The organism is Thermoleophilum album (assembly GCF_028867705.1).
Taxonomy (GTDB): Bacteria; Actinomycetota; Thermoleophilia; order Solirubrobacterales; family Thermoleophilaceae; genus Thermoleophilum.
Genome location: NZ_CP066171.1, coordinates 1,430,847 through 1,455,298, shown reverse-complemented (window position 1 = coordinate 1,455,298; position 24,452 = coordinate 1,430,847). Strand labels below are relative to the sequence as shown.

At 69.8% G+C, this 24,452-nt stretch carries 27 protein-coding genes; 20 read left to right on the top strand and 7 right to left on the bottom strand.

Going from position 1 to position 24,452, the window contains the following annotated elements; all coding sequences use genetic code 11:
* Positions 1-113: 113 nt before the first annotated feature.
* The 18 genes from JDY09_RS06830 (at position 114) to JDY09_RS06745 (ending at position 17,066) form a co-directional block, all read left to right on the top strand.
* Positions 114-1,376 (top strand): GuaB3 family IMP dehydrogenase-related protein, encoded by a 1,263-nt coding sequence (locus JDY09_RS06830; protein ID WP_274716179.1) that lies wholly within the window; start codon positions 114-116, stop codon positions 1,374-1,376.
* A gap of 43 nt (positions 1,377-1,419) precedes the next feature.
* Positions 1,420-3,054 (top strand): glutamine-hydrolyzing GMP synthase, encoded by a 1,635-nt coding sequence (gene guaA, locus JDY09_RS06825; protein WP_274716178.1) that lies wholly within the window; start codon positions 1,420-1,422, stop codon positions 3,052-3,054.
* A 97-nt stretch (positions 3,055-3,151) separates the two neighbouring features.
* Positions 3,152-3,415, top strand: a complete 264-nt coding sequence (locus JDY09_RS06820) for a GlsB/YeaQ/YmgE family stress response membrane protein (RefSeq protein WP_274716177.1) — start codon at positions 3,152-3,154, stop codon at positions 3,413-3,415.
* 104 nt (positions 3,416-3,519) lie between these two features.
* Entirely contained in the window at positions 3,520-3,954 is a 435-nt protein-coding gene (gene rplM, locus JDY09_RS06815; RefSeq protein ID WP_274716176.1) for a 50S ribosomal protein L13, read from the top strand.
* 281 nt (positions 3,955-4,235) lie between these two features.
* Positions 4,236-4,760, top strand: a complete 525-nt coding sequence (rpsI, locus tag JDY09_RS06810; RefSeq protein WP_428837473.1) for a 30S ribosomal protein S9 — start codon at positions 4,236-4,238, stop codon at positions 4,758-4,760.
* 7 nt (positions 4,761-4,767) lie between these two features.
* Positions 4,768-6,186, top strand: coding sequence for a phosphoglucosamine mutase (gene glmM, locus JDY09_RS06805; protein WP_274716175.1), 1,419 nt, complete (start codon positions 4,768-4,770; stop codon positions 6,184-6,186).
* 7 nt (positions 6,187-6,193) lie between these two features.
* Entirely contained in the window at positions 6,194-8,122 is a 1,929-nt protein-coding gene (glmS, locus tag JDY09_RS06800; RefSeq protein WP_274716174.1) for a glutamine--fructose-6-phosphate transaminase (isomerizing), read from the top strand.
* An 11-nt stretch (positions 8,123-8,133) separates the two neighbouring features.
* Positions 8,134-8,562 carry a holo-ACP synthase gene (acpS, locus tag JDY09_RS06795; RefSeq protein ID WP_274716173.1) on the top strand — a complete coding sequence of 143 codons (429 nt, stop codon included), beginning with the start codon at positions 8,134-8,136 and terminating at the stop codon, positions 8,560-8,562.
* A 13-nt stretch (positions 8,563-8,575) separates the two neighbouring features.
* On the top strand, positions 8,576-10,231 hold the full coding sequence (locus JDY09_RS06790) for an NAD(P)H-hydrate dehydratase (protein ID WP_274716172.1): 1,656 nt from the start codon (positions 8,576-8,578) through the stop codon (positions 10,229-10,231).
* 11 nt (positions 10,232-10,242) lie between these two features.
* Positions 10,243-10,707 (top strand): CBS domain-containing protein, encoded by a 465-nt coding sequence (locus JDY09_RS06785; RefSeq protein WP_274716171.1) that lies wholly within the window; start codon positions 10,243-10,245, stop codon positions 10,705-10,707.
* A 7-nt stretch (positions 10,708-10,714) separates the two neighbouring features.
* A complete protein-coding gene (gene alr, locus JDY09_RS06780) occupies positions 10,715-11,992 on the top strand; it encodes an alanine racemase (protein ID WP_274716170.1) in 1,278 nt (425 codons plus the stop codon).
* A 5-nt stretch (positions 11,993-11,997) separates the two neighbouring features.
* Entirely contained in the window at positions 11,998-13,566 is a 1,569-nt protein-coding gene (locus tag JDY09_RS06775; RefSeq protein WP_274716169.1) for an HDIG domain-containing metalloprotein, read from the top strand.
* A gap of 63 nt (positions 13,567-13,629) precedes the next feature.
* Positions 13,630-14,082, top strand: a complete 453-nt coding sequence (locus tag JDY09_RS06770; RefSeq protein WP_274716168.1) for an HIT family protein — start codon at positions 13,630-13,632, stop codon at positions 14,080-14,082.
* Between the two features lie 37 nt (positions 14,083-14,119).
* Positions 14,120-14,977: an enoyl-CoA hydratase/isomerase family protein gene (locus tag JDY09_RS06765; protein ID WP_274716167.1), complete on the top strand. Its 858-nt coding sequence runs from the start codon at positions 14,120-14,122 to the stop codon at positions 14,975-14,977.
* Positions 14,978-15,143: 166 nt separating this feature from the next.
* Positions 15,144-15,347, top strand: coding sequence for a cold-shock protein (locus tag JDY09_RS06760; RefSeq protein WP_274716166.1), 204 nt, complete (start codon positions 15,144-15,146; stop codon positions 15,345-15,347).
* 22 nt (positions 15,348-15,369) lie between these two features.
* Positions 15,370-15,588 (top strand): translation initiation factor IF-1, encoded by a 219-nt coding sequence (gene infA, locus JDY09_RS06755; RefSeq protein WP_274716165.1) that lies wholly within the window; start codon positions 15,370-15,372, stop codon positions 15,586-15,588.
* Positions 15,589-15,652: 64 nt separating this feature from the next.
* On the top strand, positions 15,653-16,540 hold the full coding sequence (locus tag JDY09_RS06750; RefSeq protein ID WP_274716164.1) for a hypothetical protein: 888 nt from the start codon (positions 15,653-15,655) through the stop codon (positions 16,538-16,540).
* Positions 16,541-16,727: 187 nt separating this feature from the next.
* Complete coding sequence (locus JDY09_RS06745) at positions 16,728-17,066, top strand: hypothetical protein (RefSeq protein ID WP_274716163.1); 339 nt, start codon at positions 16,728-16,730, stop codon at positions 17,064-17,066.
* Positions 17,067-17,154: 88 nt separating this feature from the next.
* On the opposite strand, the gene JDY09_RS06740 is transcribed toward JDY09_RS06745, so the two are convergent.
* Entirely contained in the window at positions 17,155-17,400 is a 246-nt protein-coding gene (locus JDY09_RS06740) for a hypothetical protein (protein ID WP_274716162.1), read from the bottom strand.
* A gap of 133 nt (positions 17,401-17,533) precedes the next feature.
* Here JDY09_RS06740 and JDY09_RS06735 point away from each other — a divergent pair, with 133 nt between their 5' ends.
* Positions 17,534-18,211: a c-type cytochrome gene (locus JDY09_RS06735; protein WP_274716161.1), complete on the top strand. Its 678-nt coding sequence runs from the start codon at positions 17,534-17,536 to the stop codon at positions 18,209-18,211.
* An 82-nt stretch (positions 18,212-18,293) separates the two neighbouring features.
* On the opposite strand, the gene JDY09_RS06730 is transcribed toward JDY09_RS06735, so the two are convergent.
* From JDY09_RS06730 to coxB, 6 genes are all read right to left on the bottom strand, one after another.
* Positions 18,294-19,109: an inositol monophosphatase family protein gene (locus JDY09_RS06730; RefSeq protein ID WP_274716160.1), complete on the bottom strand. Its 816-nt coding sequence runs from the start codon at positions 19,107-19,109 to the stop codon at positions 18,294-18,296.
* Positions 19,110-19,266: 157 nt separating this feature from the next.
* The gene (locus JDY09_RS06725) at positions 19,267-19,389 is read right to left on the bottom strand and encodes a hypothetical protein (RefSeq protein WP_274716159.1); all 123 of its coding nucleotides are present in this window, start codon (positions 19,387-19,389) and stop codon (positions 19,267-19,269) included.
* 23 nt (positions 19,390-19,412) lie between these two features.
* Positions 19,413-20,054, bottom strand: a complete 642-nt coding sequence (locus JDY09_RS06720) for a cytochrome c oxidase subunit 3 (RefSeq protein ID WP_274716158.1) — start codon at positions 20,052-20,054, stop codon at positions 19,413-19,415.
* Positions 20,051-20,890 carry a universal stress protein gene (locus JDY09_RS06715; protein ID WP_274716157.1) on the bottom strand — a complete coding sequence of 280 codons (840 nt, stop codon included), beginning with the start codon at positions 20,888-20,890 and terminating at the stop codon, positions 20,051-20,053. The genes JDY09_RS06720 and JDY09_RS06715 overlap by 4 nt, the downstream gene beginning before the upstream one ends.
* Before the next feature lie 21 nt (positions 20,891-20,911).
* On the bottom strand, positions 20,912-22,882 hold the full coding sequence (ctaD, locus tag JDY09_RS06710) for a cytochrome c oxidase subunit I (RefSeq protein ID WP_274716156.1): 1,971 nt from the start codon (positions 22,880-22,882) through the stop codon (positions 20,912-20,914).
* Between the two features lie 24 nt (positions 22,883-22,906).
* Positions 22,907-23,689, bottom strand: a complete 783-nt coding sequence (gene coxB / locus JDY09_RS06705; protein ID WP_274716155.1) for a cytochrome c oxidase subunit II — start codon at positions 23,687-23,689, stop codon at positions 22,907-22,909.
* A gap of 313 nt (positions 23,690-24,002) precedes the next feature.
* Between coxB and JDY09_RS06700 the strand changes: the two genes are divergently transcribed.
* Positions 24,003-24,428, top strand: a complete 426-nt coding sequence (locus JDY09_RS06700; RefSeq protein WP_274716154.1) for a CBS domain-containing protein — start codon at positions 24,003-24,005, stop codon at positions 24,426-24,428.
* The last annotated feature ends 24 nt before the right edge of the window (positions 24,429-24,452 follow it).

Here is a 24,452-nt window from a genome sequence, read left to right as displayed (position 1 = left end):
ACGGCGCAGCTCCGCGCAGGCACAGTCGCGTGCCGCGAGCGATCGGTCGGCCGACGCGGTTGGTACGCTCGCGAACGAAGCTGGCAGCGATTCGCTCGTTCTGCGGAGCAGCTATGGAGATCGAAATCGGCAGAGGAAAAAAGGGGCGCCGCGCTTACGGGTTCGACGACATCGCGATCGTTCCTTCGCGTCGCACGCGCGACCCCGACGACGTCGACATCACCTGGAAGCTCGGTGACTACCGCTTCGAGCTGCCGCTGTTGGCTTCAGCTATGGACGGTGTCGTCTCGCCGAAGACGGCAGGCATCATCGGCCGTCTCGGCGGTCTCGCGGTCCTGAACCTCGAGGGCATCTGGACCCGTTACGAGGACGCCGACACCCAGCTCGAGAAGATCGCGAGCTTTCCCAACGAGATCGCGACGCGCGAGATGCAGCGGATCTACGCGGAGCCGATCAAGGAGGAGCTGATCGCCCAGCGGATCCGCGAGATCAAGGAGCAGGGCGTGGTCGCCGCTGCGGCGCTCACCCCCCAGCGGGTGCGCCAGTACTACGAGATCGCGCTCGAGGCCGGTCTCGACATCCTCGTCATCCAGGGCACGGTGATCTCCGCCGAGCACGTCTCGCGCACGAGCGAGCCACTCAACCTCAAGGAGTTCATCCGCGAGGTGCCGGTGCCGGTGATCGTCGGCGGGTGCGCGTCGTACTCGACCGCGCTCCACCTGATGCGCACGGGTGCCGTTGGCGTGCTGGTGGGTGTCGGGCCGGGTGCGGCGTGCACCACGCGCGGCGTGCTCGGTATCGGCGTGCCGCAGGCCACGGCGATTGCCGACGTCGCTGCTGCACGCTCCCAGCACATGCTCGAGACCGGCGAGTACGTGAACGTGATTGCCGACGGCGGGATGCGCACCGGCGGCGACATTGCCAAGGCGATCGCCTGCGGTGCCGACGCGGTGATGATCGGGTCGCCGCTTGCGCGCGCCTACGAGGCGCCCGGACGTGGCTACCACTGGGGGATGGCGACCTTCCATCCGACGCTGCCGCGCGGCGCGCGGGTGCGTGTCGAGCAGAACGGCACGCTCGAGCAGATCCTGCTCGGGCCGGCTCACGAGAACGACGGCACCTTCAACCTCATGGGCAGCTTGAAGACGTCGATGGCCACCTGCGGCTACTCGGACCTGCTCGACTTCCAGCGCGCCGAGGTGATGGTCGCGCCGGCGCTCCAGACCGAGGGCAAGCTGCTCCAGCGCACGCAGGGCATCGGGATGGGGGCGCGCAGCGCCGCCGCCCCGGCGCCGCCGCCGAGCGGCGACGGCATCTCGCCGCGCCCCGACGATCCGGCTACGCCGAGCGCCGACCCGGCGCTTGTCGGCGACTAGCGGCTTGGCGTTCGACGCAAGGCAGGGCGTCGCTAGCGCTGGCGTGGACGCCAGCACAGCTGTCGGCGGCAACGGCGACACCGCAGCGACCGCCACGACAGCCGCGCTCGACGCGCCCGAGGCGGGCGCTCTCTACGGCGGCCACGAGCACGTCGTCGTTCTCGACTTCGGCGGTCAGTACTCGCAGTTGATCGCCCGCCGCGTCCGCGAGCTCGGTGTTTACGCGGAGCTTGCGCCCTACGACACGCCCGTCGCCGAGCTGCGCGCCCGTCGGCCGATCGGCTTGATCCTCTCCGGCGGCCCGGCATCGGTCTACGAGCCCGGCGCACCGCCGCTGCCCGCCGGCCTGCTCGAGCTCGACGTACCGGTGCTGGGCATCTGCTACGGGATGCAAGCGATGGCGCGTGCCCTCGGTGGACGCGTCGAGCCGGCGCCGGTCGGGGAGTTCGGCCGCACTCAGCTCGAGGTGCGCGACGAAGGCGCGCTTTTCCGCGGTCTGCCGAGCCACCAGACCTGCTGGATGAGCCATCGCGACGCTGTCTTCGAGCCGCCGCCCGGCTTCCGAGCGCTCGCCGCTTCGCCGGCGTCGCCGGTCGCGGCGTTCGAAAGCAGCGAGCGGCGCCTCTACGGCATCCAGTTCCACCCCGAGGTCACCCACACACCGCACGGGCGCGACGTCCTCGAGCGCTTCTTGCGCGACGTCTGCGGCGCCCGCGACAGCTGGACGCCCGAGTCGCTCGTCGCCCGGCGGATCGCCGAGATTCGCGCGCGCGTGGGGGACGAGCGTGTGATCTGTGCGCTGTCGGGCGGTGTCGACAGCTCGGTCGCGGCACTGATCGTCCACCGCGCGGTCGGCGACCAGCTCACCTGCGTGTTCGTCGACCACGGGCTCTTGCGCAAGAACGAGGCCGACCAGGTCGTGGCGGCGTTCCGCGACCGCTTCCACGTCCCGCTCGTCGCCGTCGACGCGCGCGAACGGTTCCTCGCTCGTCTGCGCGGCGTCGTCGATCCCGAGCACAAACGCAAGATCATCGGCGAGGAGTTCATCCGTGTGTTCGAGGAGGCGGCGCGGCGCCTCGGCGAGCCGCGCTTCCTCGTACAGGGCACGCTGTACTCGGACGTGATCGAGTCGGGCGGGGCGAAGGGTGCGGCGACTATCAAGTCGCACCACAACGTCGGCGGTCTGCCCGAAGATCTGCGCTTCGAGCTGATCGAGCCGCTACGCGACCTCTTCAAGGACGAGGTTCGCCGTGTCGGCGAGGAGCTCGGCCTGCCCGACCGCCTCGTCTGGCGCCAGCCGTTCCCCGGGCCGGGGCTGGCGATCCGCATCGTCGGCGGCGAAGTCACCGAGGAGCGTCTCGCCGTCCTGCGCGAAGCCGACGCCATCCTGCAGGACGAAATCCGCGCTGCCGGCCTCTATCGCGAGCTCTGGCAGTCCTTTTGTGTCCTTCCGGCCGGCCTCAGGACTGTCGGGGTGCAGGGCGACGGGCGCACCTACGGGTACGTGATCGTGGTGCGTGCCGTCACCTCCGAGGACGCGATGACGGCCGACTGGGCGCGCCTACCGTACGACCTCATCGAGCGCGTCGCCCAGCGGATCGTCGCCGAGGTGCCGCAGGTGAACCGCGTCGTCCTCGACGTCACGTCGAAACCTCCGGGTACGATCGAGTGGGAGTGACACTCGCCGCGCCGGGCGCGCCTAGCTCTGTAGTGGGCGGTCGTGACGGGGCGGGCAAGTCGCAAATGCCAGCGTTCGACGACGAGGAGAGAGCTGCGTGGGCATCATCAGCTGGATCATCTGGGGTTTGATCGTCGGTGCCGTAGCGCGGCTGTTGCTGCCGGGACGGCAGTCGATCGGCTTGCTCTGGACGATCGCGCTGGGCGTGCTCGGTGCGCTTATCGGCGGCTTCGTCGCGACCGGCCTGCTCGGGATCGCCGACTACGACGACTTCGACCTCGGCAGCTTCCTGATCGCAGTGCTCACGTCGGTCGTGCTACTGGGCGTGGCCGAGCGCACCGGCATCGCCGGTCGCGGTTGAGCGTCGCGGGTTACGGTCAGGCACCGAGAAACGGGCGGAATGTGCCACACTGTGCGGCCGCTGGCGCCGGCAGAGGCTGGTGCTGCGACCCTCCACGCAACGAGATGCGCACCTACATGGCTAACAAAGCGACGCGCGAGCGGCGGTGGTATGTCGTCGATGCCGCCGGCAAAACGCTCGGCCGGCTGGCGACGCAGATCGCCGATGTTCTGCGCGGCAAGCACAAGCCCGAGTACACGCCGCACGTGGACGTCGGCGACTTCGTGATCGTTGTCAACGCCGAGCGGGTCGCGGTAACCGGCCGCAAGCGCGAGCAAAAGATCTATTACCGCCACTCGGGCTATCCGGGCGGGTTGCGCCAGCGCACGCTGGCCGAGCAGCTCGAGCGCCAACCGGAAGAGGTGATCCGTCTCGCCGTCAAGGGGATGCTGCCGCGCAACCGCTTGGCGCGCCAGCAGCTGCGCAAACTGAAGGTCTACCGCGGCCCCGATCATCCACACCAGGCGCAGCGACCGGAGCCGCTGGAGGTGGAGGCATGAGCGACGAACGCCGCGACGAGACAGCAGACGAGCGCAGCGCCGACGCTCGCGCAGAGGCGGGTGAGGGCGCCGATCGCAGCGAGCAGACAGAGCCGTCGGCCCCGGCTCCGGAAGCCGTAGCCAAGGAACGTCCCAAGCCCGGAGCCAAGCGTCGACGCAAGAAGTCCGACGAGGAGGAGCCCCCGCCGACCGAGGAGATCCCCGGCGCTCACCTCGAGCCCGACCTTGTGCTCGAGACCGAGCGCCCGGAAGGCGACGAGGACGAGGAGGACTTCTCGGCGATCCTCGAACGTGTCGGCGCTCCGCAGGACACGGGTGAAGAGGCTGCCGAGGAGCCGGAGGAAGAGGCCGAGGGCGAAGAGGAGACGGTCGTCGCCGACACGGCGAGCGCACGCGAGCGCCTCGTCGACCTCGCGAGCGGGGCGCGCTACACGGCCACCGGCAAGCGCAAGACCGCTGTCGCGCGCGTGATCGTCAAGCCCGGTGCCGGCCGCTGGTACCTGAACGGTCGTCGCCTCGAGGACTACCTGCCGCGCGTGAAGCTGCAGAAGATGGTCCGCCAGCCGCTGCAGGTGCTGGGGCTCGAGGGCCGTGTCGACGTCGTCGTGAAGGTGCACGGCGGTGGCGTCTCGGCGCAGGCTGGAGCGATCCGTCACGGCCTCGCGCGCGCCCTTGCCGACGCCGATCCTGCGCTGCGTCCCGAGCTCAAGCGGCGCGGCTTCCTCACCCGCGACGCCCGCGTCGTCGAGCGCAAGAAGGCGGGACTGAAGAAGGCGCGCAAGCGTCCGCAGTTCTCTAAGCGCTGATCTTCCGGTGGCGGTTCCGCCGACCACGCCCACGACGGCGGCCGGCGGAGAGCGCCGGCTCTTCGGCACCGATGGCGTTCGCGGTGTCGCCGGAGAGACCCTGACACCAGAGCTCGCTGTGGCGCTTGGGCGGGCGCTCGTGTGCGCACACGGTGGCCGCCCGCGTGTGCTGGTCGCGCGCGACACGCGCCTCTCGGGACCGATGCTGGCGTCGGCGCTCGCAGCTGGAATCGCCGCAGCGGGCGGTGAAGCGCTGCTCGCTGGCGTGCTGCCGACGCCGGCGGCGGCGGTGGTGACGCCCCGGCTCGGCCTCGAGTTAGCAGCCGTGATCTCGGCGTCCCACAACCCCTGGCAGGACAACGGCATCAAGTTTCTCGGCAGCGACGGAACTAAGATCCCCGATGAGCTCGAGCTCGCGATCGAGGCGCAGATCGAGCGCGGCCGAGCGTCCGCGTCCGGCGCGCCCGCAGTGGCTGCTTGCGCCGATGGCGGGGAGGTCGCCGGCACGACCGCGCCCGACCCGCGCGCGATCGGGTCGGTCGACACCGTCGACGGTGCCAGTGGCGACTACCTGCGCGCGCTCGAGGCGCGGTTCGGTGCGCTCGACCTCTCCGGGCTCAAGGTCGCTCTCGACTGCGCCAACGGCGCCACCTGGCAGACCGCGCCCGAGATCTTCCGTCGTCTCGGCGCCGAGGTCGTCACGGTCGGCTGCGCTCCCGACGGCACCAACATCAACGAGAGCTGCGGTTCGACGCATCCGGACGCGATCGCTCGCGCCGTCGTCGAGCAGGGATGCGACATCGGCTTCGCTTTCGACGGCGACGGCGATCGCGTCGTCGCGGTCGATCGCAACGGGCGGGTTCGCGACGGCGACGACATCGTCGCTGCGATCGCCCGCTCGCTGCACGCCGCTGGCGAGCTCGCGGGCGGAGTGGCCGTGACGGTGATGACGAACTACGGCTTCCACCGCGCGATGCGCGAGCTCGGGATCGAAGTCGCGGTCACGCCGGTGGGCGACCGCCACGTGCTGAGCGCGCTGCTCGAGCGCGGCTGGATACTCGGCGGCGAGCAGTCGGGCCACATCATCGATCGCCGCTTCGCCGCCACCGGTGACGGCACCGCTTCGGCGCTCGCTTTGCTCGAGGCGCTCGCAGGGAGAGACCTCGCAACTGTCGAAACGTTCGAGCGGATGCCGCAGACGCTCGTGAATGTGCCCGTGCGCGACCGCGGGGCGCTCGAGGGCAACGCGGCTGTCCGCGCGGCTGTCGAACGCTGGCAGAGCGAACTCGCCGACGAGGGACGGGTCTTGGTGCGGGCGTCGGGCACCGAACCGCTGGTGCGGGTGATGGTCGAAGCGAGCGACCGCAGCCGTTGCGAGGCGGTCGCGGCGGCGCTGGCGGAAGTGGTCGCGGCAGAGCTAGGCTGAACCGCCCGTGTGTGGCATCGTCGGCTATACGGGTAGTCGTCCTTGTCTCGAGCTCTTGCTCGCGGGCCTCGAGCGGCTCGAGTACCGCGGCTACGACTCCGCCGGACTAGCGCTGCTCGACGACGAGGGGACGCTCGAAACTGTCCATGCGGTCGGCAACCTGGCGCGCTTGCGGGCAGCGGTAGCCGAGCGGGCCGGCAGCGCCGCGCTCGCCGCTGCCGGTAGCGAACCAGCCACCAGTCCGCTCGCGAGCGGGGAGAGGGAGGAGGCAGCTCTCGAGGCCGCAGAGGTGAGTGCGCGCCGCGCGCGCACCGGTATCGGTCACACGCGCTGGGCGACGCACGGCCGCGTCAGCGAGGAGAACGCCCACCCTCACAGCGATCCCGAAGGTCGCGTCCACATCGTGCTGAACGGGATCGTCGAGAACTGGGCCGAGCTGCGCGCGCGCCTCGAAGCCGACGGCAACGTCTTCACATCCGACACCGACGCCGAGGTCGTCGCCCACCTGATCGCTCGCCACTACCACGACGACCCGGTCGAGGCGGTGCGCCGCGCCTACCGCGAGCTGCGCGGTCACTACGCGTTCGTGGCGCTTTTCGCCGGGCGCCCGGGCCTGCTTGTGGGGGCGCGCAAGGAGTGCCCGCTGGTCGTCGGGCTGGGCCGCGGCGAAACGTTTCTGGCCTCGGCGATTCCGGCCTTCCTGCGCCACACGCGCCGCATCCAGCTCGTCGAGGACGACGAGCTCGTCGTCGTCACGCCCGACGGTGCGCGTTTCGAGCGTGTCGCCGGCGCGCTGGTGGAACGCGAGGTGCGCGTAGTCGACTGGGACGACGACGTGGCCGAGCGCGCTGGCTTCGAGACCTTCATGCTCAAGGAGATCCACGAGCAGCCGGATGCGGTGCGTGAGACGGTCGCCGACCGCCTCGCCGACGGGGTCGTGCTGCCCGAGCTCGGTCTCGGCGAGGACGAGGCAACAAGGCTGCGGCGCGTGATCTTCGTCGGTTGCGGCACCTCCTACCACGCCGGGCTAGTGGGTCGCTACGCCGTCGAGCGGTGGGCGCGCCTGCCTGTCGAGATGGACATTGCCTCCGAGTTTCGCTACCGCGACCCGGTGCTCGACGAGCGCGACCTGGTGGTGGCGATCACGCAGTCCGGCGAGACGGCCGACACGCTTGCGGCGATGCGCCTGGCGCGCAACAGCGGCGCGCGCGTAGTGGCGGTGACGAACGTCATGGGCAGCCAAGCCACGCGCGACGCCGACGGCGTGATCTACACGCGCGCGGGCCTCGAGATCGGCGTGGCGGCGACGAAAACCTTCGTCGCTCAGGTCGCCGTGATGTACCTGCTGGCGCTCTGGCTTGCGCAGGCGCGGGGAACGCTCGCGAGCAGTGAGATCGACCGCTTGCGCGAAGAGCTGCGCGCCCTCCCCGAGCTGGTGCGCGAGACGATCGACAGCGTTCGCGAACCGGTGCGCGCGATCGCCGAGCACTGGCAGAGCGCGGGGTTCTTCCTCTACCTCGGGCGCCACGTCGGGCTGCCGGTGTGCCTCGAGGGTGCGCTCAAGTTGAAAGAAATCTCCTACGTTCCCACCGACGCCTACGCCGCCGGCGAGATGAAGCACGGCCCGATCGCGCTGCTCGACGAGCGCACCCCGGTGGTGTGCGTAGCGACCGACTCGCCGGTGCTCGAGAAGGTCCTCTCGAACATCGCCGAGGTGCGCGCGCGCGGCGCCCACGTGGTGGCCGTGGCGACGGAAGGGCGCAAGGAGGTCGCCGAGCACGCCGAAGAGGTGATCTACGTGCCTCGCAGCGACTGGATGCTGCAGCCGATCCCGGCGATTGTGCCGCTGCAGCTGCTCGCCTACGAGATCGCGCGGCTGAAAGGGCTCAACGTCGACCAGCCGCGCAACCTCGCGAAAACGGTCACTGTCGAGTAGCGGGGTGGGCGGTGGCGGCGCCGCCGGGAATCGGCCTCGACGTTCTCGAGATCGCTCGCTTCGAACGCGCACTAGCTCGCCGTCCCCGCCTCGCGGAGCGGCTCTTCACCGGCGAAGAACGCGCCTACGCCAAGCGGCGTGCGCGGCCCGGCCGCCATCTCGCGGCCCGCTTCTGCGCCAAAGAGGCGGTCGCCAAGGCGCTCGGCGTGACACCGCCGCGCTTCGTCGAGATCGAGATCGCCGCAACGGGCGGCGCCCCGACCGTGCGTCTCGCCGGCGAGACCGCTCGCCGTGCACGTGAGCTCGGTGTCTGGCCGCACGTGTCACTCACCCACGGCGACACGGTGGCAGCCGCGGTGTGTGTGCTCGTGGCAGCAGGGCGCGAGCGCTCCGGCGGCGCGCCAGCGCTCGCCGCAGCGTCAAGCGGAGCCGCCGGTTAGAAGCAGCCGCGCGGTGGCCGCGGTAAGCGACAACCACGGTGCGGTGAGCGCGGCAGGCGGCGGCGAGCCACTTGCCAGCTCGCGCAGCGTCCAGGCGGATGGTCTTCCCGAATGGCTTCAGCCGCTGTACACGGCCGACGAGATGCGAGCAGCCGACGCTTTCACTATCGAGGTGGCGGGCGTTCCGTCGCTCGACCTGATGGAGCGTGCTGGGGCCGGACTGGCGCGCGTCTGCGCCGACGTCGCCGGCGACGGTCCGATCCGGATCGTGATCGGCAAGGGCAACAACGCGGGCGACGGGCTCGTTTGCGCGCGCCTGTTGCGTGCCGAGGGTAGAGAGGTCGACGTGCTCGCGGTGAGCGACCCCGCCGAGTTGCGCGGCGACGCTCGCGTCAACCTCGAACGCCTTCCTGGCGAACCGCCGCGACCCTTCGAGAGTGCTGCGCTCGCTGGCTCCGGTCTCGTCTGCGACGCGCTGCTCGGCACCGGCGCGCGTGGCGCGCCGCGCGAGCCCTACGCGGCAGCGATCGCCGCGATCAACGCCAGCGGCGCGCCGGTGGTTGCGTGCGACATCCCCTCGGGGGTCGACGCCTCGACCGGCGAGACGCCCGGCGTCGCCGTGCGCGCCACCGCGACCGCCACCTTCCACCGGTCGAAAGTAGGTCTCCACGTCATGCCGGGCGCCGAGCACGCTGGCGAGGTGATCGAGGTCGAGATCGGTATCGACCGCGCTGCGCCCCCGGCTCAGCAGTGTGGCCTGGTGAGCGACGCTGTCGCCGGGCTCTACCCGCCGCGGAAACGCTCCGGCCACAAGTTCGCGAGCGGCGTGGTGCTCGTCGTGGGCGGCGCCCGTGGTCTCACAGGAGCGCCGGTGCTCGCCGCCCTAGCGGCGCAGAGGGCCGGCGCCGGTTACGTGCAGGTCGCCGTGCCGGCGAGCGTACGCGAAGTGGTCGACGCCAGGCTGCTCGAGCAGATGTGCATCGGGCTGCCCGAGAGCGACGGTGGTCACGACACCGCCAGCGTGGGCGCTGTCGCCGAGCTTGCGCGGCGGGCCGGCTGTGTCGCGCTCGGTCCGGGGCTCGGCCGCTCCGAGCGGGCTCGCGAGTTCGCGCGCGAGTTGGCGGCGACCCTCGAACGACCGCTCGTGCTCGACGCCGACGGTCTGAACGCTTTCGCTGGGCGCCTCGGCGAGCTCGCCGGCCGCCCCGCCGCCACCGTGCTCACACCCCACGAAGGAGAGCTCGCACGCCTTCTCGACACGACGGTCGACGAGGTGCGGCGGCGGCGTTTGCATTCGGCACGCCTCGCTGCCGCGAAAGCGCAGGCAGTGTGCGTGCTGAAAGGCGACGACACGCTGGTCGCACTTCCCGATGGCCGGGTCGCTGTCAGCGCTGGCGGCAGCCCGGCGCTGGCTACCGCTGGCACCGGCGACGTTCTCACCGGCCTTGTCGCCGCGCTCGTCGCACGGGGAATGGACCCATTCGCAGCGGCTTGTTTCGGGGTGCTCGCGCACGCCCGCGCCGGCGCGGGCGCGGCACAGCGCCTGGGTGCCGACCACGTCGTCGCGCGCGATGTGATCGAGGCGCTCCCCGCGGCGATCGCCGGGCCGGGCGGTCCGGCGCCGCGCGCCGCGGTCGGCGGGCCGCGCTTCCCGCGCCGTCTCGGGTAGGGTCGCGGTCGATGGCAGAGCGCGTTCGCGAGGTAATGGACCCGAATCCGGTCGCCGTGAGCCCCGACACGCCGGTCGCAGACGTGATCCGCATCTTGCGCCAGCACGGCTTGCAGGGGGTGCCGGTCGTTGATGCTGACCGGCGCGTGGTCGGCATCGTCACCGAGTCGGACCTCGTCATTCCCGACCCGGAAGGCGACCTTCACCTGCCGCACTACCTCGAGCTGTTCGGCGGGATCGTCTTTCTCGAGCCCTTCAAGCGCTTCGAAGAGAAGCTGCGCAAAGCGTTCGCGCAGCGCGCCAGCGACCTCATGACGCCGAACCCCGACACGGTGCGCCCCGACACCCCGGTGGCGGAAGCTGCCCGCCTCGTTCACCGCAGCGGCCACAACCGCTTGCCCGTCGTCGACGAGGATGGACGATTGGTGGGGGTCGTCACGCGCGTCGACCTGCTCGGGGCGCTGGTCGAGTCCTAGCGCGGCGGTGACTGCGGGCCGAGAGCGCGCCACGGCCTGGGTCGATCTCGCGGCGATCGCTCGCAACTGTGCCCTCTTGGCGCGCCGCCTCGGCCCGGGGCGGGCGCTGTGTGCGGTCGTCAAGGCCGACGGCTACGGGCACGGGGCGCTCTTGGCAGCGCGGGCGGCGCTTTCCGGCGGCGCCGCGCGGCTCGCTGTGGCTACCGCCGCCGAGGCACGTGCGCTGCGCGACGGCGGTGTGACCGCGCCACTGCTGGTGATGGGTGCGCTCACCGACGCGGAGCTTGAGCTTGCCTTGCGCAGCGACGCCGAGGTCGTGGTGTGGGACCCGCGCTTTGCCGAGCGTGTCGCCGCGGCGGCGGCGCGCATCGGCCGGCCGGCACGCTGTCACGTCAAGCTCGACACCGGCATGGGCCGGTTGGGCACGCGCAGCGAGCGGGAGGCGATCGAGTGCGCCGAGCTTGCCCGTACCCGCGGCAGCCTTGAGCTCGCCGGCTTGATGACGCACTTCGCCACCGCCGACGAGCTGAACGACGACGGTTACTTCGTCAAGCAGCGCGACCGCTTCGCCCGGTTCGTCGAGACGGTCAAGGCGCGCCACACGGCGGTCGTCGCCCACGCAGCCAACAGCGCGGCTTTGCTCCGTGACCCGCGCGCCCACTTCGACATGGCGCGCTGCGGGATCGCGATCTACGGGCTCGACCCGTTCCACGAGCACCCCGCGCGCCGCGACCTCGTTCCGGCGCTGAGGCTGGTCTCGTACATTGCGTGTGTCAAGGAGCTCGAGCCGGGTGAGAGCGTCGGCTACGGACGCACCTGGCGAGCCGCCGAGCGCACGCGTGTCGGGATCGTTCCGATCGGTTACGGCGATGGCGTGCGGCGCGCACTCTCGAACGTCGGGAGCGTTCTCGTCCGCGGCGTGCGCCGGCCGATCGTCGGAACTGTCAGCATGGACAACATCGCTTGCGATCTGGGACCGCGGCGCGACAGCGGCGACCTCGGCGACGAGGTCGTGCTGATCGGAGAGCAGGGCGGCGAGCGCATCACCGCCGAGGAGGTCGCGCGCTTGCTAGGAACGATCAACTACGAGGTTACGACAGCGCTCACGGCGCGGGTTCCGCGACGACCTGTTGGCGCTGGAGCGAGTGGCCCGGCCGAGCGTGGGAGCGAGCGCGCACCGTGGCAAGCACCGTCGCAACCGTCGCCGTCGGGAGCTCTGTCGCCACCATCCCAGCCGTCACCGCCCCCGCCTCCTTCACCACCGTCGCGCTTTGGGCCTCACTGAGCGCAGTGCCTGAGCCTCGCGACAGCGACAGCGCGAACGGCAGAGCGCGGTCGCGGGCGGGGGACAGCGCTCGCGGGCGGGATAGCGAGCGTTGCCACACGCTCGAGGTCGGGGGCGAGGAGCGCGCGCGGCTCGCCGCCCTCGAAGCGCATCCGGCGGTCGCTGCGGCGCGTGCCGAGCTGGGCGCGGATCGCCGCGCGTGGCTGGTCGGCGGCGCGGTGCGTGACGCTCTCATCGGTCGCCCGTTCGAAGATGTCGACATCGTCGTCGCAGCTGATCCGCGCGGTCTCGCGCGCGCGATCGCCCGACGGCTGGGAGCGGTCGCGTTCGAGCTGTCGCGCGAGTTCGGCCAGTGGCGGGTGCAGCCACGCGCCGGCGGTGGCTGGACGCTGGACGTGGCCCCGGTCGTCGGCAGCGACCTCGCCGACGATCTCGCCCGCCGCGATTTCACCGTCAACGCCCTCGCCGTGCCGCTCACCACGCCGACGCGGATCTGCGACCCGACGGGCGGTCTCTCCGCTCTGCGCGCGGGCATCATCGAGCTCGTCTCGCCGTACGCCTTTCGCGACGACCCTGTGCGCTTGCTGCGACTTGCGCGCCTGCGCGCCGAAATCGGTTTCGTACCGAGCGAGGGAACCCGCGCGCGAGCCCGCCAAGACGCAGCGCTTGTGGCGAGCGCACCCCCCGAGCGCCTTCTCCAGGAGCTGCGGCGCCTACTCGCAGCTTGCGACCCGCTCGCGGGTATCGAGCTTCTGGCGGAGTGCGCGCTGCTCGAGCACGTCCTGCCCGAGCTCGCCGCCTTGCGCGGCGTCGAGCAGAGCCATTTCCACCACCTCGATGTCTACGAGCACACGCTCGAGGTGTTGCGTTGTCTGCTCGACCTCGAGCGAGCGCCGCAACGCGTCTGTCCCGACGCGGACGCTTCGGCCGCGCTCGCCCGCGTCCTTGCCGAGCCCCTCGCCGACGATTTCACGCGCGGCACGGCGGTGCGCTTCGCGGCGCTGTTGCACGACATCGGCAAACCCGGGACGCGCGCGGTGCGCCCCGACGGGCGCGTGACGTTCGTAGGTCACGACGAAGTCGGTGCGCGCATGACGCTGGCGTTGTGCCGACGCCTACGCACCTCCGAGCGGCTCGCCCGCTTTCTCGCCGATCTAGCTCGCCACCACCTGGCGCTCGGCTTTTTGGTGCACGAAAGACCGCTCGACCGCGGCCGCGTCTACGACTACCTGCGGCGCTGCGAACCGGTGGAGGTCGAGGTCACCTTCCTGTCCTGTGCCGACCGTCTCGCGACGCGGGGTCGCAACGCGGAGCGTGCGATCGCGGCGCATCTCGACCTCGCCCGCGAGCTGATGGCGGCGGCGCTGGCGTGGCGCGCGGCCGGCGGGGCGCCGCGGCCACCGCTCCGCGGCGACGAGCTCGCGCGGGCGCTCGGCATCGCTCCCGGACCACAGCTCGGTCGCCTGCTCGAGAGCATCCGCCGCGCCGTGTACGCCGGCGAGGTCAGCGGCCGCGAGGAGGCGGTCGCCTACGCCCGGCGCTTGTGCGCCGACCAGCAAACCGACGCGGACTGATGCCCTCGCCGGCACGGGCGTCGCGCGCTGCGCAGCTGCGCGGCACACGGATAGGCTGACACCATGCCTGCGAGCGACCGCACACCCGGGTCCGCCGCCGGCGGCGGAGAGCACGGTGACTGCATCTTCTGCGCGATCGTCGCCGGTCGGCTTCCCGCTCACAAGATCGCCGAGGACGAGCAGACCGTCGCCTTTCTCGACATCAACCCCTGGACGCGCGGACACACGTTGGTCGTGCCGCGCCGCCATTGCGAGAGCGTGCTCGATTGTCCCGTCGACGACCTCGCGGCGGTGGCAGCCGCCGCCCAGCGCGTCGCCCAAACGCTGCGCAAACGTCTCGGCTGCGAGGGAATCAACCTGCTGAGCGCCGCCGGTACGGTGGCATGGCAAAGCGTCTTCCACTTCCACGTCCACGTTATTCCGCGTTACGCCAACGACGGTTTGGAACCGCCGATCCATCCGCACTCGGCGACGTCCGACGAGCTCGCGCGCGTCGCCGAGAAGCTGCGCGGATGATCGCTGCCGATCGAACGCCCAGGGAGGTCACAAGCTCGTGTCGACTGCTCGCAAAGCGAACTTCGGGCGCGACGGCGATGTCGGTTTCGTGACGATCGACGCGCCGCCGCTCAACCTCTTCGACCGCAAACTCTTCGAGGATTTGCGCACTGCGTTCGACGCCGCGCGCAGCGACGGTGTGCGTGCGCTGGTCGTACGCGCCGAGGGCAAGGTTTTCACCGGCGGCGCCGACGTTCACGTCTTCGACGGGCTCGAGGGTGACGCGGCCCGAGAATTCGTCGAGGAGATCCTCGCGGTGACCCACCAGGTCGAGGATCTGCCGTTCCCGACCGTCGCCTCGGTTCACTCCCTGTGCCTGACCGCCGGGCTCGAGCTTGCTCTCGCCTGCGACTTGATCGTCGCTGCGGAGTCGGCGCGCTTCGGACTCGTCGAACGCGTGGTCGGTCTCACCCAGGCCAGCTTCGGCGCTTTCCCGGCCGCCGATCTGCGCTTCGGACTCGTCGAACGCGTGGTCGGTCTCACCCCGCTGATGGGCGGCACGCAGCGGATCGCCGAACGCGCAGGCCCGGCGCGAGCGCGCGAGTTCGTCATGACCGGCGCGATCCTGCCCGCCGCCAAGCTCGCCGAGTGGGGAGTAATCAACCGGGTGGTGCCCGACGGCAACCTCGAGCAAGAGACACTCTCGCTCGCGCGCGACCTCGCCGCCGGACCGACGCGCGCTCACTACGCCACGAAGCGGATCGTGCGGGCGGTGGTCGACGAGGGCGTTCGCGCCGCCGACGCGATCACGCCGGCGCTAGGCGAAGAGGTGTTCGCGACCGAGGATCTCAAGGCCGGGGTGCGGGCCTTTCTCGACCACGGCGGCCCGGGTCACGCCCGCTTCGTGGGCCGCTGATCGCACGTTCAGCGATCGCGACTCGAGCGACGCCAGGTTCCCCTCCGCTGCCCAGCCTGCTAGCGTCGGGTGCGCAGGGCCGGAGATGTCCGGCAAAGAAGCGAAGTTGCCGTGCCTCGGGAGTGAAGCTCCGTGCGGCATGCGGCAGGAAGGGGCAGTAACAGCCATGCCGACCGGAACCGTCAAGTGGTTCAACGAAGAGAAGGGTTACGGGTTCATCACGCCGGACGACGGCCGGCGCGACCTGTTCGTCCACTACACGGGCATCGCCGGTGAAGGATTTCGCACCCTTCGCGAGAACGCCAAGGTCGAGTACGAAGAAGAGGCCGGGGCCAAGGGGCCGAAGGCCGTGAACGTACGGTTGCTGTAGCGCGGAGGTCTGGCCGCGAGCCGTGGGCAAGGAAGAGAAGATCGAGCTCGAAGGCGAGGTAGTCGAGGCGCTCCCGAACACGATGTTCAAAGTGCGCCTCGACAACGGCCACGAGGTGCTGGGCCACATCTCGGGAAAGATGCGCCGCCACTACATCCGAATCTTGCCGGGTGACCGAGTGCGCATCGAGCTCTCTCCCTACGACCTCTCGCGCGGCCGCATCACCTACCGCTACAAGTGAGCGCCGCGCCAGCACACCCGGCGCAGGCGCAACTCGCCGGCTGCGGGCGTGTTCTTGCGCTGCGATGGGCGAAGCGAGAACAGCGACAGGGATCGTGACGGTGGCATGGTCGGCGCCGGTCGCCCCGGCACGGGCGGCCGTGGCTGCGGCCGTCGCGGCCCTTGCCGCGTGGCTTTCGTTGCCAGCGCTCGCGTCGGCGCGCGTCGTCGAGCTCGGCGCGCGCGCCCCGCAGGTGAAATCGGCGTGTCCGAACCTGCCGTGCGCTGTGCTCGCCGCGACGACGGGCTACCAGGGTCGCTCCGACAGCCTGTTGCGGCCATTCGTGGTGCCAGACAACGGCTACATCGTCGCGTTCACGCTGACGCTCTCGAACCTCGCCGACAACCAGATCCAGTTCTTCAACGACACCTACGGCTCGCCGGCACGCGTGCGGCTTTCGATCATCCGCCAGGGACGCACGCGCAAGACCCGCCGCGACTTCCGCCTCTTGCAGCAGTCGGACTGGTTCAACGTCGAGCCGTACTTGGGGTCGGCGCCGACGTTCGTGTTGCAGCGGCCGTTGCGGGTGCGCAAGGGTCACATCGTGGCTATCACCACCGACACCTGGGTTCCCGCGTTCGTCACGAACGTAAGCGGTCGCAACTGGTGGCGCGCCTCGCGCGAGCGCGACAAGTGTCGGCAAGACGTTTTCGAGCAGGCGGCGCACCTCCAGATCAACCTGGTGCGCCAGTACTGGTGCGACTACCACGGGGATCGTCTGATGTACACGGCGACCTTCATCCCCGACCCGACGCCGACACGGACGGTGAGCGGACAGACTGGTTCGCCGTCCGGTACCACCACGACCCCGAGACGCCCATCTGGCACCACGACGACCAGCGCACGCGCTACGACAGCGCGTGCGGGCGGCGACGCGCCCTCTGGTCGCGTCTTTGCGCCACCGCCGCGCTGACGGCGCTCGGGGGGCGTCGAAGCAACAGCGGGGCGGCCGCGGTGACGGCGCCGACCCGGCGAACAACGGCTCCGGTCTAACCGCGGCCCGCCGGCGCCAACCATGCTGCTCGCGCGCCCCCGATCGCCGCGTACGCGCCCACGGACGGTCTTTGTCAGCACCGCTGTTAGGGCGCTAGCATCGGGCTGTGACCACGGAGGGGTGGATCTTCCTGGTCGGGTTCCGCATCTTCGATGTGGGTTTGCTGATCGTGTGGTTGATTTGGGTTTTCCGGCTTCGTCACGACGACGAGCCAGGCAGCGACGACAGCGGCGGCGGGGGAGGCGGACCGCCGCGCAAGCCGTCGGGACCGACGCCATCGGGCGGCGGCCTACGCGACCTGCTCCCCCGCGGTCGCTGGCGTCAGACGCCCATGCGCTTGCGCTCGCATCGAGCACGTGCCCGCGGTTGGCGGCGCCGACAGCTCCCGTCACCGGCACGGGTACGACGCCCCCGCGTTCCGTTGCCGGCACGCACCCATCGCTGAGGCGTGCCGATACCCGAAACTGCGTCGACAGCCCGTTACGGGCGAGGTCGAGCAACTCTCGCCACGCGGCGCTCTACGACTTCGACAGCTAGGACTCGACGGCGGGCAGACGCTGACCGCAGTACGGACAGTCGTTGACGTCCTTCTGCACGAGCTGCTCCTTCGAGCAACCGCACAGGCGCAAGTTCTCGACCGTCCAGGGAAGGTTGCTGGGCGAAGGGGCTAGCGGTAGCAGCTTGCCCACCACCTCGAGCGGTTCGCCGGTTTCGTGGTCGACGTAGTCGAAGCCCGGCTCTACCTCAGCGATGATTTCGTGCCCGCTGCGGGACCTCAAGCGATAACGCTGGCGTAGCGACACGGGCGGGAACATACCAGGACCTTCGGTAGGAAGTCGATCGCGCGTGCGCCTGTCGCCCCGCGCCGTTAGGCTTGGCGCGACCGTGTTCGCGGAGGGAGGAACGGTACGGATGCGGAAACTGTCGGCTGCTCTCGCGCTGTCGGCGCTGGTTCTGCTCGCAGGGTGCGGTAAGCGCGAGCCGGACTTGGTCAACGGCAAGGCGCTGTTCGTCGAGCGCTGCGGAGCGTGTCACGCACTCAAGCGTGCCGGCACGCAGGGTACGACAGGACCGTCGTTGGACGCCGCCTTCGCCCAGGCACGGCGCGACGGGATGGACGCCGACACCATCGCCGGCGTGGTGCGCTACCAGATCGCGCACCCGCGCCGCGGCAGCGCGATGCCGGCGAATCTCGTCACCGGAAGAGACGCCGAGGATGTCGCCGCCTACGTGGCGCACGTCGCGGCGGTGCGGGGCGAGGACCAGGGTCTGCTCGCGCAGGCCGGTCTCGCCGGCGCCCGGGACGGACGCCAAATCTTCACCGCTGCCGGCTGCGGCGGATGCCACGCCCTCGCGCGCGCAGGCACGAACGGCACGGTCGGGCCTCGCCTCGACGACCTCGTCGCGGCGGCACGGCGCTACGGCCGCCAGCGTGGCCAGAGCCCTGCCGAATATGTGCGTGAGTCGATCGTCGACCCCGACGCGTTCGTGACCCCTGGCTTCCGGCCGGGGGTTATGCCCAAGGGCTACGGGCAGCGCCTCTCGCGCGAACAGGTCGACGCGCTCGTCTCCTTCCTGCTCGGTCGCTGACGCGCGCCCAGCCGGCTAGCGCCGGCGAGACGACAAAGACAGGCGCACCGCGTGTACGTACGGCTGCGGGGCGCCGGGTGCTCTAGCCGACCAGGGCCGCGAGGCGCTCGGCGAGCTGCGGATGGGCGGCGACAAGCCCAGCCGGTTCCCCGGGCAACTCGATCACCGCGGCGCCAGCCTCCTCGGCGATTAGCCGCCCGGCAGCCCAGTCCCACGGTTTAAGACCGCGCTCGTAGTAGGCGTCGACGCGCCCGGTCGCCACCCACGCCAGATCCAGGGCCGCCGCGCCGGCACGGCGGATATCGCGCACGCGCGGAAGCAACTCGGCGACGACCTTGCCCTGCGCGGCGCGGAACTCGCGGTCGTAGCTGAAACCGGTGGCTACGAGCGCCTGGTCGAGGGGCGGCGGGTCCCCGACGACGAGGCGCTCGGCGCCCAGGTAGGTGCCGCCGCCGCGCCGCGCCACCCATGTCTCGCCGCGCAGCGGATCGTGCACGACCCCGACCAGCGGGCGGCTGTCTGCGCTGAAGAGGGCGACGCTCACGCACCATGCCGGGAAGCCGTACAGAAAGTTGACGGTGCCGTCGAGCGGATCGACGACCCACCGACGACCGCTGCGCGACGATCGCTGCCAGCCCTCTTCGGCGACGATACCGTCGTCGGGCCTCTCGGCCTCGATCAGCTCGGCGATCGTGCGCTCGGCAGTGCGGTCTGCTTCCGAGACCGGGTCGGTCGAAGAGCTCTTGGTCGCGATCGAGCGCACGCGACGGCGGCGGCGCTGCAGCAACAGATCGCCGGCGGCGTGTGCAGCCCGGACCGCGAGCTCGGCATCGGGTCCGAGGCGCGCGAGCGGATCGTGGCTTGACGGTGCGCTGACTGCCGGCGAGAGGAACGTCACGCGCCCAAATATCGACGATCTGTGGCGTTCTGTCACGCTCGCACTGCGATCGATCACTGCTCTGCGATCCACACCGATGCGGTCGCGGGGACGCTACGAGCGCCCGACAGTTACCGGTCGCCGCCGACCGCGAAGGGTGCGGCGGCTGGTTCCCAGCTCAAGCGACCCAGCGCAGCGCGGCTGCGACGACCACCAGCGCCCCGACCACGAGCGCGACCGCGACCAACAGCCGGAACGCGTCGCGCTCGCGCCGCAGCGGATCAAAGCGCCGTGGTGGCATCGGGCCGACGCAAGCCGGGGCCGCTAGAGCAGGTAGAGGCTAGAGAACACGAAGATCCACATGATGTCGACGAAGTGCCAGTAGATCCCCGGCACCTCGACACCGCGGTGCTCCTCGGGCGAGTAGTGGCCGCGGAAGGAGCGGATCGTCGCGAACGTGAGAAGGATGAGGCCCACCGCGACGTGCGCCCCGTGCAGACCGGTAAGACCATAGAAGATCGACCCCTGCGCGTTGTCGTGCGGCGCCCAGCCGAGGTGTACGTACTCGTTGATCTGTATCGACAGGAACGTTGCGCCCAGCGCCAGCGTCGAAACGAGCCCGCCCTTCAGCGCCCGACGGTTGCCGTTGCGGATACCGGTAAGCGCCCAGTGCATCGTCAGGCTCGACGAGAGCAGGATCGCGGTGTTAACGGCGGCGACGTCGACCGGGATGTGTTCGCCCGCCGCCGGCCACTCAGCGCCGGCGACCACACGGATGAAGAAGTAGGCCGTGAAGAAGGCCATGAACAGCATCAGCTCGGAGACGATGAACAGCAGCATTCCGAGCGTCGCCGGCTCGGCCCCGGACGACCAGTGGATCTTCGGCGGATGGTGTTCGGCGTGGCTGTGGAAGGCCTTGTCGTCGCCGACCGCGAACACGTCGGCTGCCGCGGGCGGTGCGCTCACGGCGCGACCTCCGCGGGCGTCTCGGCGACGTCAGCTACGACGTGCTCGACCGGGCGCGACGTCAGCTGACGCACGCGGTTGACGAGGTCGGCGCGCAACCAACCCGAGCGTGCCTCGGGAAACGTCGAGATGACGATCTCGTCAGGGTCGTAGAACTGGAGGGCGTTGCGCACCGCTGTGTAGGGGTCGGGATGTACCACCTGGCCGATCGCCTCGAGGCCCTCCCGCCGCAAGAGCTCGAGCATTCGCGCCAGGCGCTCCTGCGCTTCGGCCGTGCCGTTGGCGCTGCCTAGCGGCACGAGGACGATGAAGCGCCGACGGCCCTCGCGCGCCTTGGTCTTCAACAGGTCGAGCAGCTCTTCGCTGGCGACAGTGCGATTGGCGACGACAAGTGTGCGCTTGACCTGCTCGCGCTCGTGATCGAGGTCGACGACCACGTGCTCGACCGGAACGGTGGTAGCTCCGCGTACGCGGTCGACCAGACCTTGGCGCAGCCAACCAGAGCGGGTCTGCGGGTGAGTGGAGATGATGATTTCGTCGTAGCGGCGTTCCCGCAGGGCGTCCATCACTGCCGTGTAGGGATCGGGATCGACGACCTCGCCGGTGGCTTCGATCCCCGCCTCGCGAAGCTGAGCGAGCGTCAAATGGAGCCGGTTGGCAGCCGCCTGCCGCACGGTGTCGTCGTAGATCACGAGGCCGTGCTTGGGCGTGTTCTGCGGGCAGATCACGTGGATTTCGACGGGACCTGCGTCGGCACGCCGTTTGACCGCGTCGATCAACGGCATCCCGGCGACGGTCTCGTTAGCTACGACCAGGATCCTCCGCCGCTCGCTCACGGTTCTTCCTCCTCTCCTCGTTCAGTGCTCGGGCGGCTGGGCACCGCCACCCGCCGCGACCGGTGCCGGCCGCCGGCTCGGGAAGTAGGCGTGCTGGGCGCCTTTGAGACCGAAGGGGTACGGGCCGCCCACCACGCGTGGCACCTCCACGAAGTTGAACTTCGGCGGCGGCGAGGGAACCATCCATTCCAGCGTGTGCGCCTTCCACGGATTGGCAGGCGCAACAGGCCCGTAGCGCCAGCTGACGATCATGTTGTAGAGGAAGACGAGGAACGACAGACCGAAGATGAACGCCGACACCGAGACGATCGCGTTCAGCGTGGCGTACTCGGACGCGTAGTCGGCGACGCGGCGCGGCATCCCGTCGATGCCGAGGAGGTGCATCGGCCCGAAGGTCAGGTTGAAGAACACGAACGAGAGCCAGAAGTGGATCTTGCCGAGCGTCTCGTCGTACATCCGGCCCGTCATCTTCGGGAACCAGTGGTAGATGCCCGCGAAGATCGTGAAGACCGACCCGCCGAACAACACGTAGTGGATGTGCGCGACGACGTAGTAGGTGTCGGAGACGTGGATGTCGAACGGCACGATCGCCAGCGTCACGCCGCTGATTCCTCCGAGCGTGAACATCGTGATGAACCCGAGAGCGAAGAGCAACGGCGTGCGCAGGTGGATAACGCCGCGCCACAGCGTTCCTAGCCAGTTGAAGATCTTGATGCCCGTCGGCACGGCGATCAGCATCGTCGTGAGCATCATCGGGATGCGTATCCACGCTTGCATCCCCGACACGAACATGTGGTGTGCCCACACCAGGAAGCCGAGCACGACGATCGCGATCAGCGCGTAGGCCATCATCTTGTAGCCGAAAACAGGCTTGCGCGCGTGCGCCGAGATCACCTCGCTGACGATTCCGAAGCCGGGCAGCATCATGATGTAGACGGCAGGGTGGGAGTAGAACCAGAACACGTGTTGGTACATGAGCACGTCGCCACCGAGCTGGGGCGTGAAGAAGTGCGTTCCGAGTGCACGGTCGAACAACACGAAGAACTGCGATGCGGCGATGAACGGTGTGGCGATGACGACCAAGAGCGAGGTGGTGAAGTTCGCCCACACCAGAAGCGGCATGCGCCAAAAAGTCATGCCCGGCGCACGCATCGTAATGATCGTGACCAAGAAGTTGAGGGCGGTGGCGATCGACGAGGCGCCGGCGAACTGAACGGCTAGGGCGAAGAACTGCTGGCCGAGGGGCACATCGACCGAGAGCGGCGCGTAAGCCGTCCAGCCGGTCGCGAACGGGCCGCCGGGCGCGACGTAGCTAAGCACCATCATCACCCCGGCGACGAGCAAAAGCCAGTAAGAGAGCGCGTTCAGGCGTGGGAACGCCATGTCGGGTGCGCCGATCATCAGCGGCACCACGTAGTTGGCGATGCCAGCGAACACAGGAATGATGAAGAGGAAGATCATCAACGAGGCGTGGACCGAGAAGAGTCCGTTGAAGGTGTTGGCGTCGACGAGCTGTTCGCCCGGCGCGAGCAGTTCGGCGCGCATCAACATCGCCATCAAGCCACCGAGTACGAAGAAGGCGAAGGTGGTGCAGATGTACTGAATGCCGATTACCTTGTGATCGGTGTTGACGCGGAAGTAGTCGCGCCAACTGTCGGCGCCGTGGCCCGAGTGGTCGTCATCTTCAGTGCGCGCCCCGATCGCCCAGCGCAGCCAGTAGTCGAAGCAGCCGATCCCGGCCAGGAAGGCCAGCGGCACGGCGATCAATGCGACGGTAGTGACGGCCTCCCACTTGACGGTCGGGTGCCAGCCGTAGGCGGCGCGCACGGCAGCGACGAGCCCCAACGCGACCAGGAAGCCGACAGGCATCGCGGCGAGGGCGCGCCACCAGCCAGGCGCTGCGAGCCGCCGGCGCCAGCCGCCCCGCCTGCCGTCGGCACGGGAGCTGTCGGTGTCACCCCTGCTTGGCTTGCGCTCGACTGCTACCGCCACGTCCTTCCCTCCGATCCCTCTGCGTTAACTGCGTCCGCTCGCTGACGCCGTTTCGACAGCGGAGGCCGCTCCCGGCGTCGCGCCGCGGCTCGCCGTCGCTCCGCCGCCGAGCCGGCGAAGCCAAGCCTGGAAGCGCTCGGGAGCGACCACTCGCACCGTCTGCCGCATCGTCGCGTGCCCGGCGCCGCACAGCTCGGCGCAGACGAGCGGGTAGGTACCTTCGCGCGTCGGTGTGATCCGAACCTCGGTCGTGAGGCCGGGAACGGCGTCTTGCTTCATCCGCATCGCAGGCACCCAGAAGGAATGGATGACGTCGCGAGTGCGGATCCGCAGCACCGCTTGGCGCCCACGTGGCAAGACGAGCTCGGTGCTCGTTGCACCCCCCGCCTGCGGATAGCCGAAAGTCCAGGTGAACTGCTGGGCGGTGACGGCGACCGGCAACGCATCCGGCTCCTTCGCCTCGATATCGGAGAGCACCACGAGTGCGTAGGCGGCGAGCGCCGAGACGATCACGAAGGGAATCGCGACCCACAGCAGCTCGAGCTGGGTGTTGCCGTGGAGCGGTGCGCCGTCGCCCTCGTGTCCCGGCCGAGCACGGAACTTGACGACCGAATAGATCGCGATCGTCATTACCAGCACGAAGATCGGGATCGAGCAGAGGATGACGACGTCGTAGAGCGTGTCGATCTTGTCGGCCGCCGTGCTGGCCGCCGGGGGGAACCAGTCGATCGCCAGCGCCAGCGCCGTGATCACAGCGGCGGCGACGACGCCGATAGCGAACATCTGCAGAATCGGGTGCCTACGCACCTGCCTCCTCCCTCCGGAGCACGCGTTGAGTCTATGCGCTCCGACGGCGTTTGGGGAAGGGCCGGTGCGCCGGTGTTCTAAGGCGGGCCGGCCGTGGGGGCCGTGGGGTTCGGTCGGCTCGCTGCGGAGATTCGGCCGGCCGGCTGCGCTGCGGGCGGGAACCGATGGCCGGAGGTGGGGACGAAGGGCGGTCGGAGGTGCGGGCAACGGGCGCATGACGCGGTAGGATCGGCAAGCAACGATTCGCACTAATGCGACCCGTCGCCGCGGAGGAGCGCAAGACGCGGCAACAGCGCGCAGAGGAGGAGTGAGCGTGAGAGTGAGCGAAGCGATGACGAGCGTGGTTGCGACCGTCGGTCCCGGCCACACGCTGCGCGAGGCTGCGCGTTTGATGGCCGAGCGTCGCGTCGGGGCTGCGGTGGTCGTCGATCCCGACCAGCCGGGCTACGGAATCTTCACCGAGCGCGATCTCTTGATCTCGATCGGTCGTGGGGAGGATCCCGATCGCGAGATCGTCGCCGACCACCTCTCGTCCGACCTGACGTTCGCCGCTGCCGACTGGTCGCTCGAGCGTGCCGCCGAAGCGATGATCGCCGGCGGCTTCCGGCATCTCGTCGTAGTGGACGGCGGCGAGCTTGCCGGCATCATCTCGATGCGCGACATCGTGCGCGCGTGGGTGACCGACGGTGCCGCCTGCGAGTTGCCGGGATGGCGGCGCGAATCGGTGAACGCCAGCTAGGGGCTCGAAGGCACTGACAGAGTC

Bases quoted from the DNA above. Each gene is read 5' to 3' on its own strand.
- JDY09_RS06785 (WP_274716171.1), top strand. From the start codon at position 10,243: ATGGCAGAGCGCGTTCGCGAGGTAATGGACCCGAATCCGGTCGCCGTG.
- JDY09_RS06760 (WP_274716166.1), top strand. From the start codon at position 15,144: ATGCCGACCGGAACCGTCAAGTGGTTCAACGAAGAGAAGGGTTACGGG.
- JDY09_RS06830 (WP_274716179.1), top strand. From the start codon at position 114: ATGGAGATCGAAATCGGCAGAGGAAAAAAGGGGCGCCGCGCTTACGGG.
- JDY09_RS06770 (WP_274716168.1), top strand. From the start codon at position 13,630: ATGCCTGCGAGCGACCGCACACCCGGGTCCGCCGCCGGCGGCGGAGAG.
- JDY09_RS06725 (WP_274716159.1), bottom strand. From the start codon at position 19,389: ATGCCACCACGGCGCTTTGATCCGCTGCGGCGCGAGCGCGACGCGTTC.
- JDY09_RS06750 (WP_274716164.1), top strand. From the start codon at position 15,653: ATGGGCGAAGCGAGAACAGCGACAGGGATCGTGACGGTGGCATGGTCG.
- rplM (WP_274716176.1), top strand. From the start codon at position 3,520: ATGCGCACCTACATGGCTAACAAAGCGACGCGCGAGCGGCGGTGGTAT.
- JDY09_RS06735 (WP_274716161.1), top strand. From the start codon at position 17,534: ATGCGGAAACTGTCGGCTGCTCTCGCGCTGTCGGCGCTGGTTCTGCTC.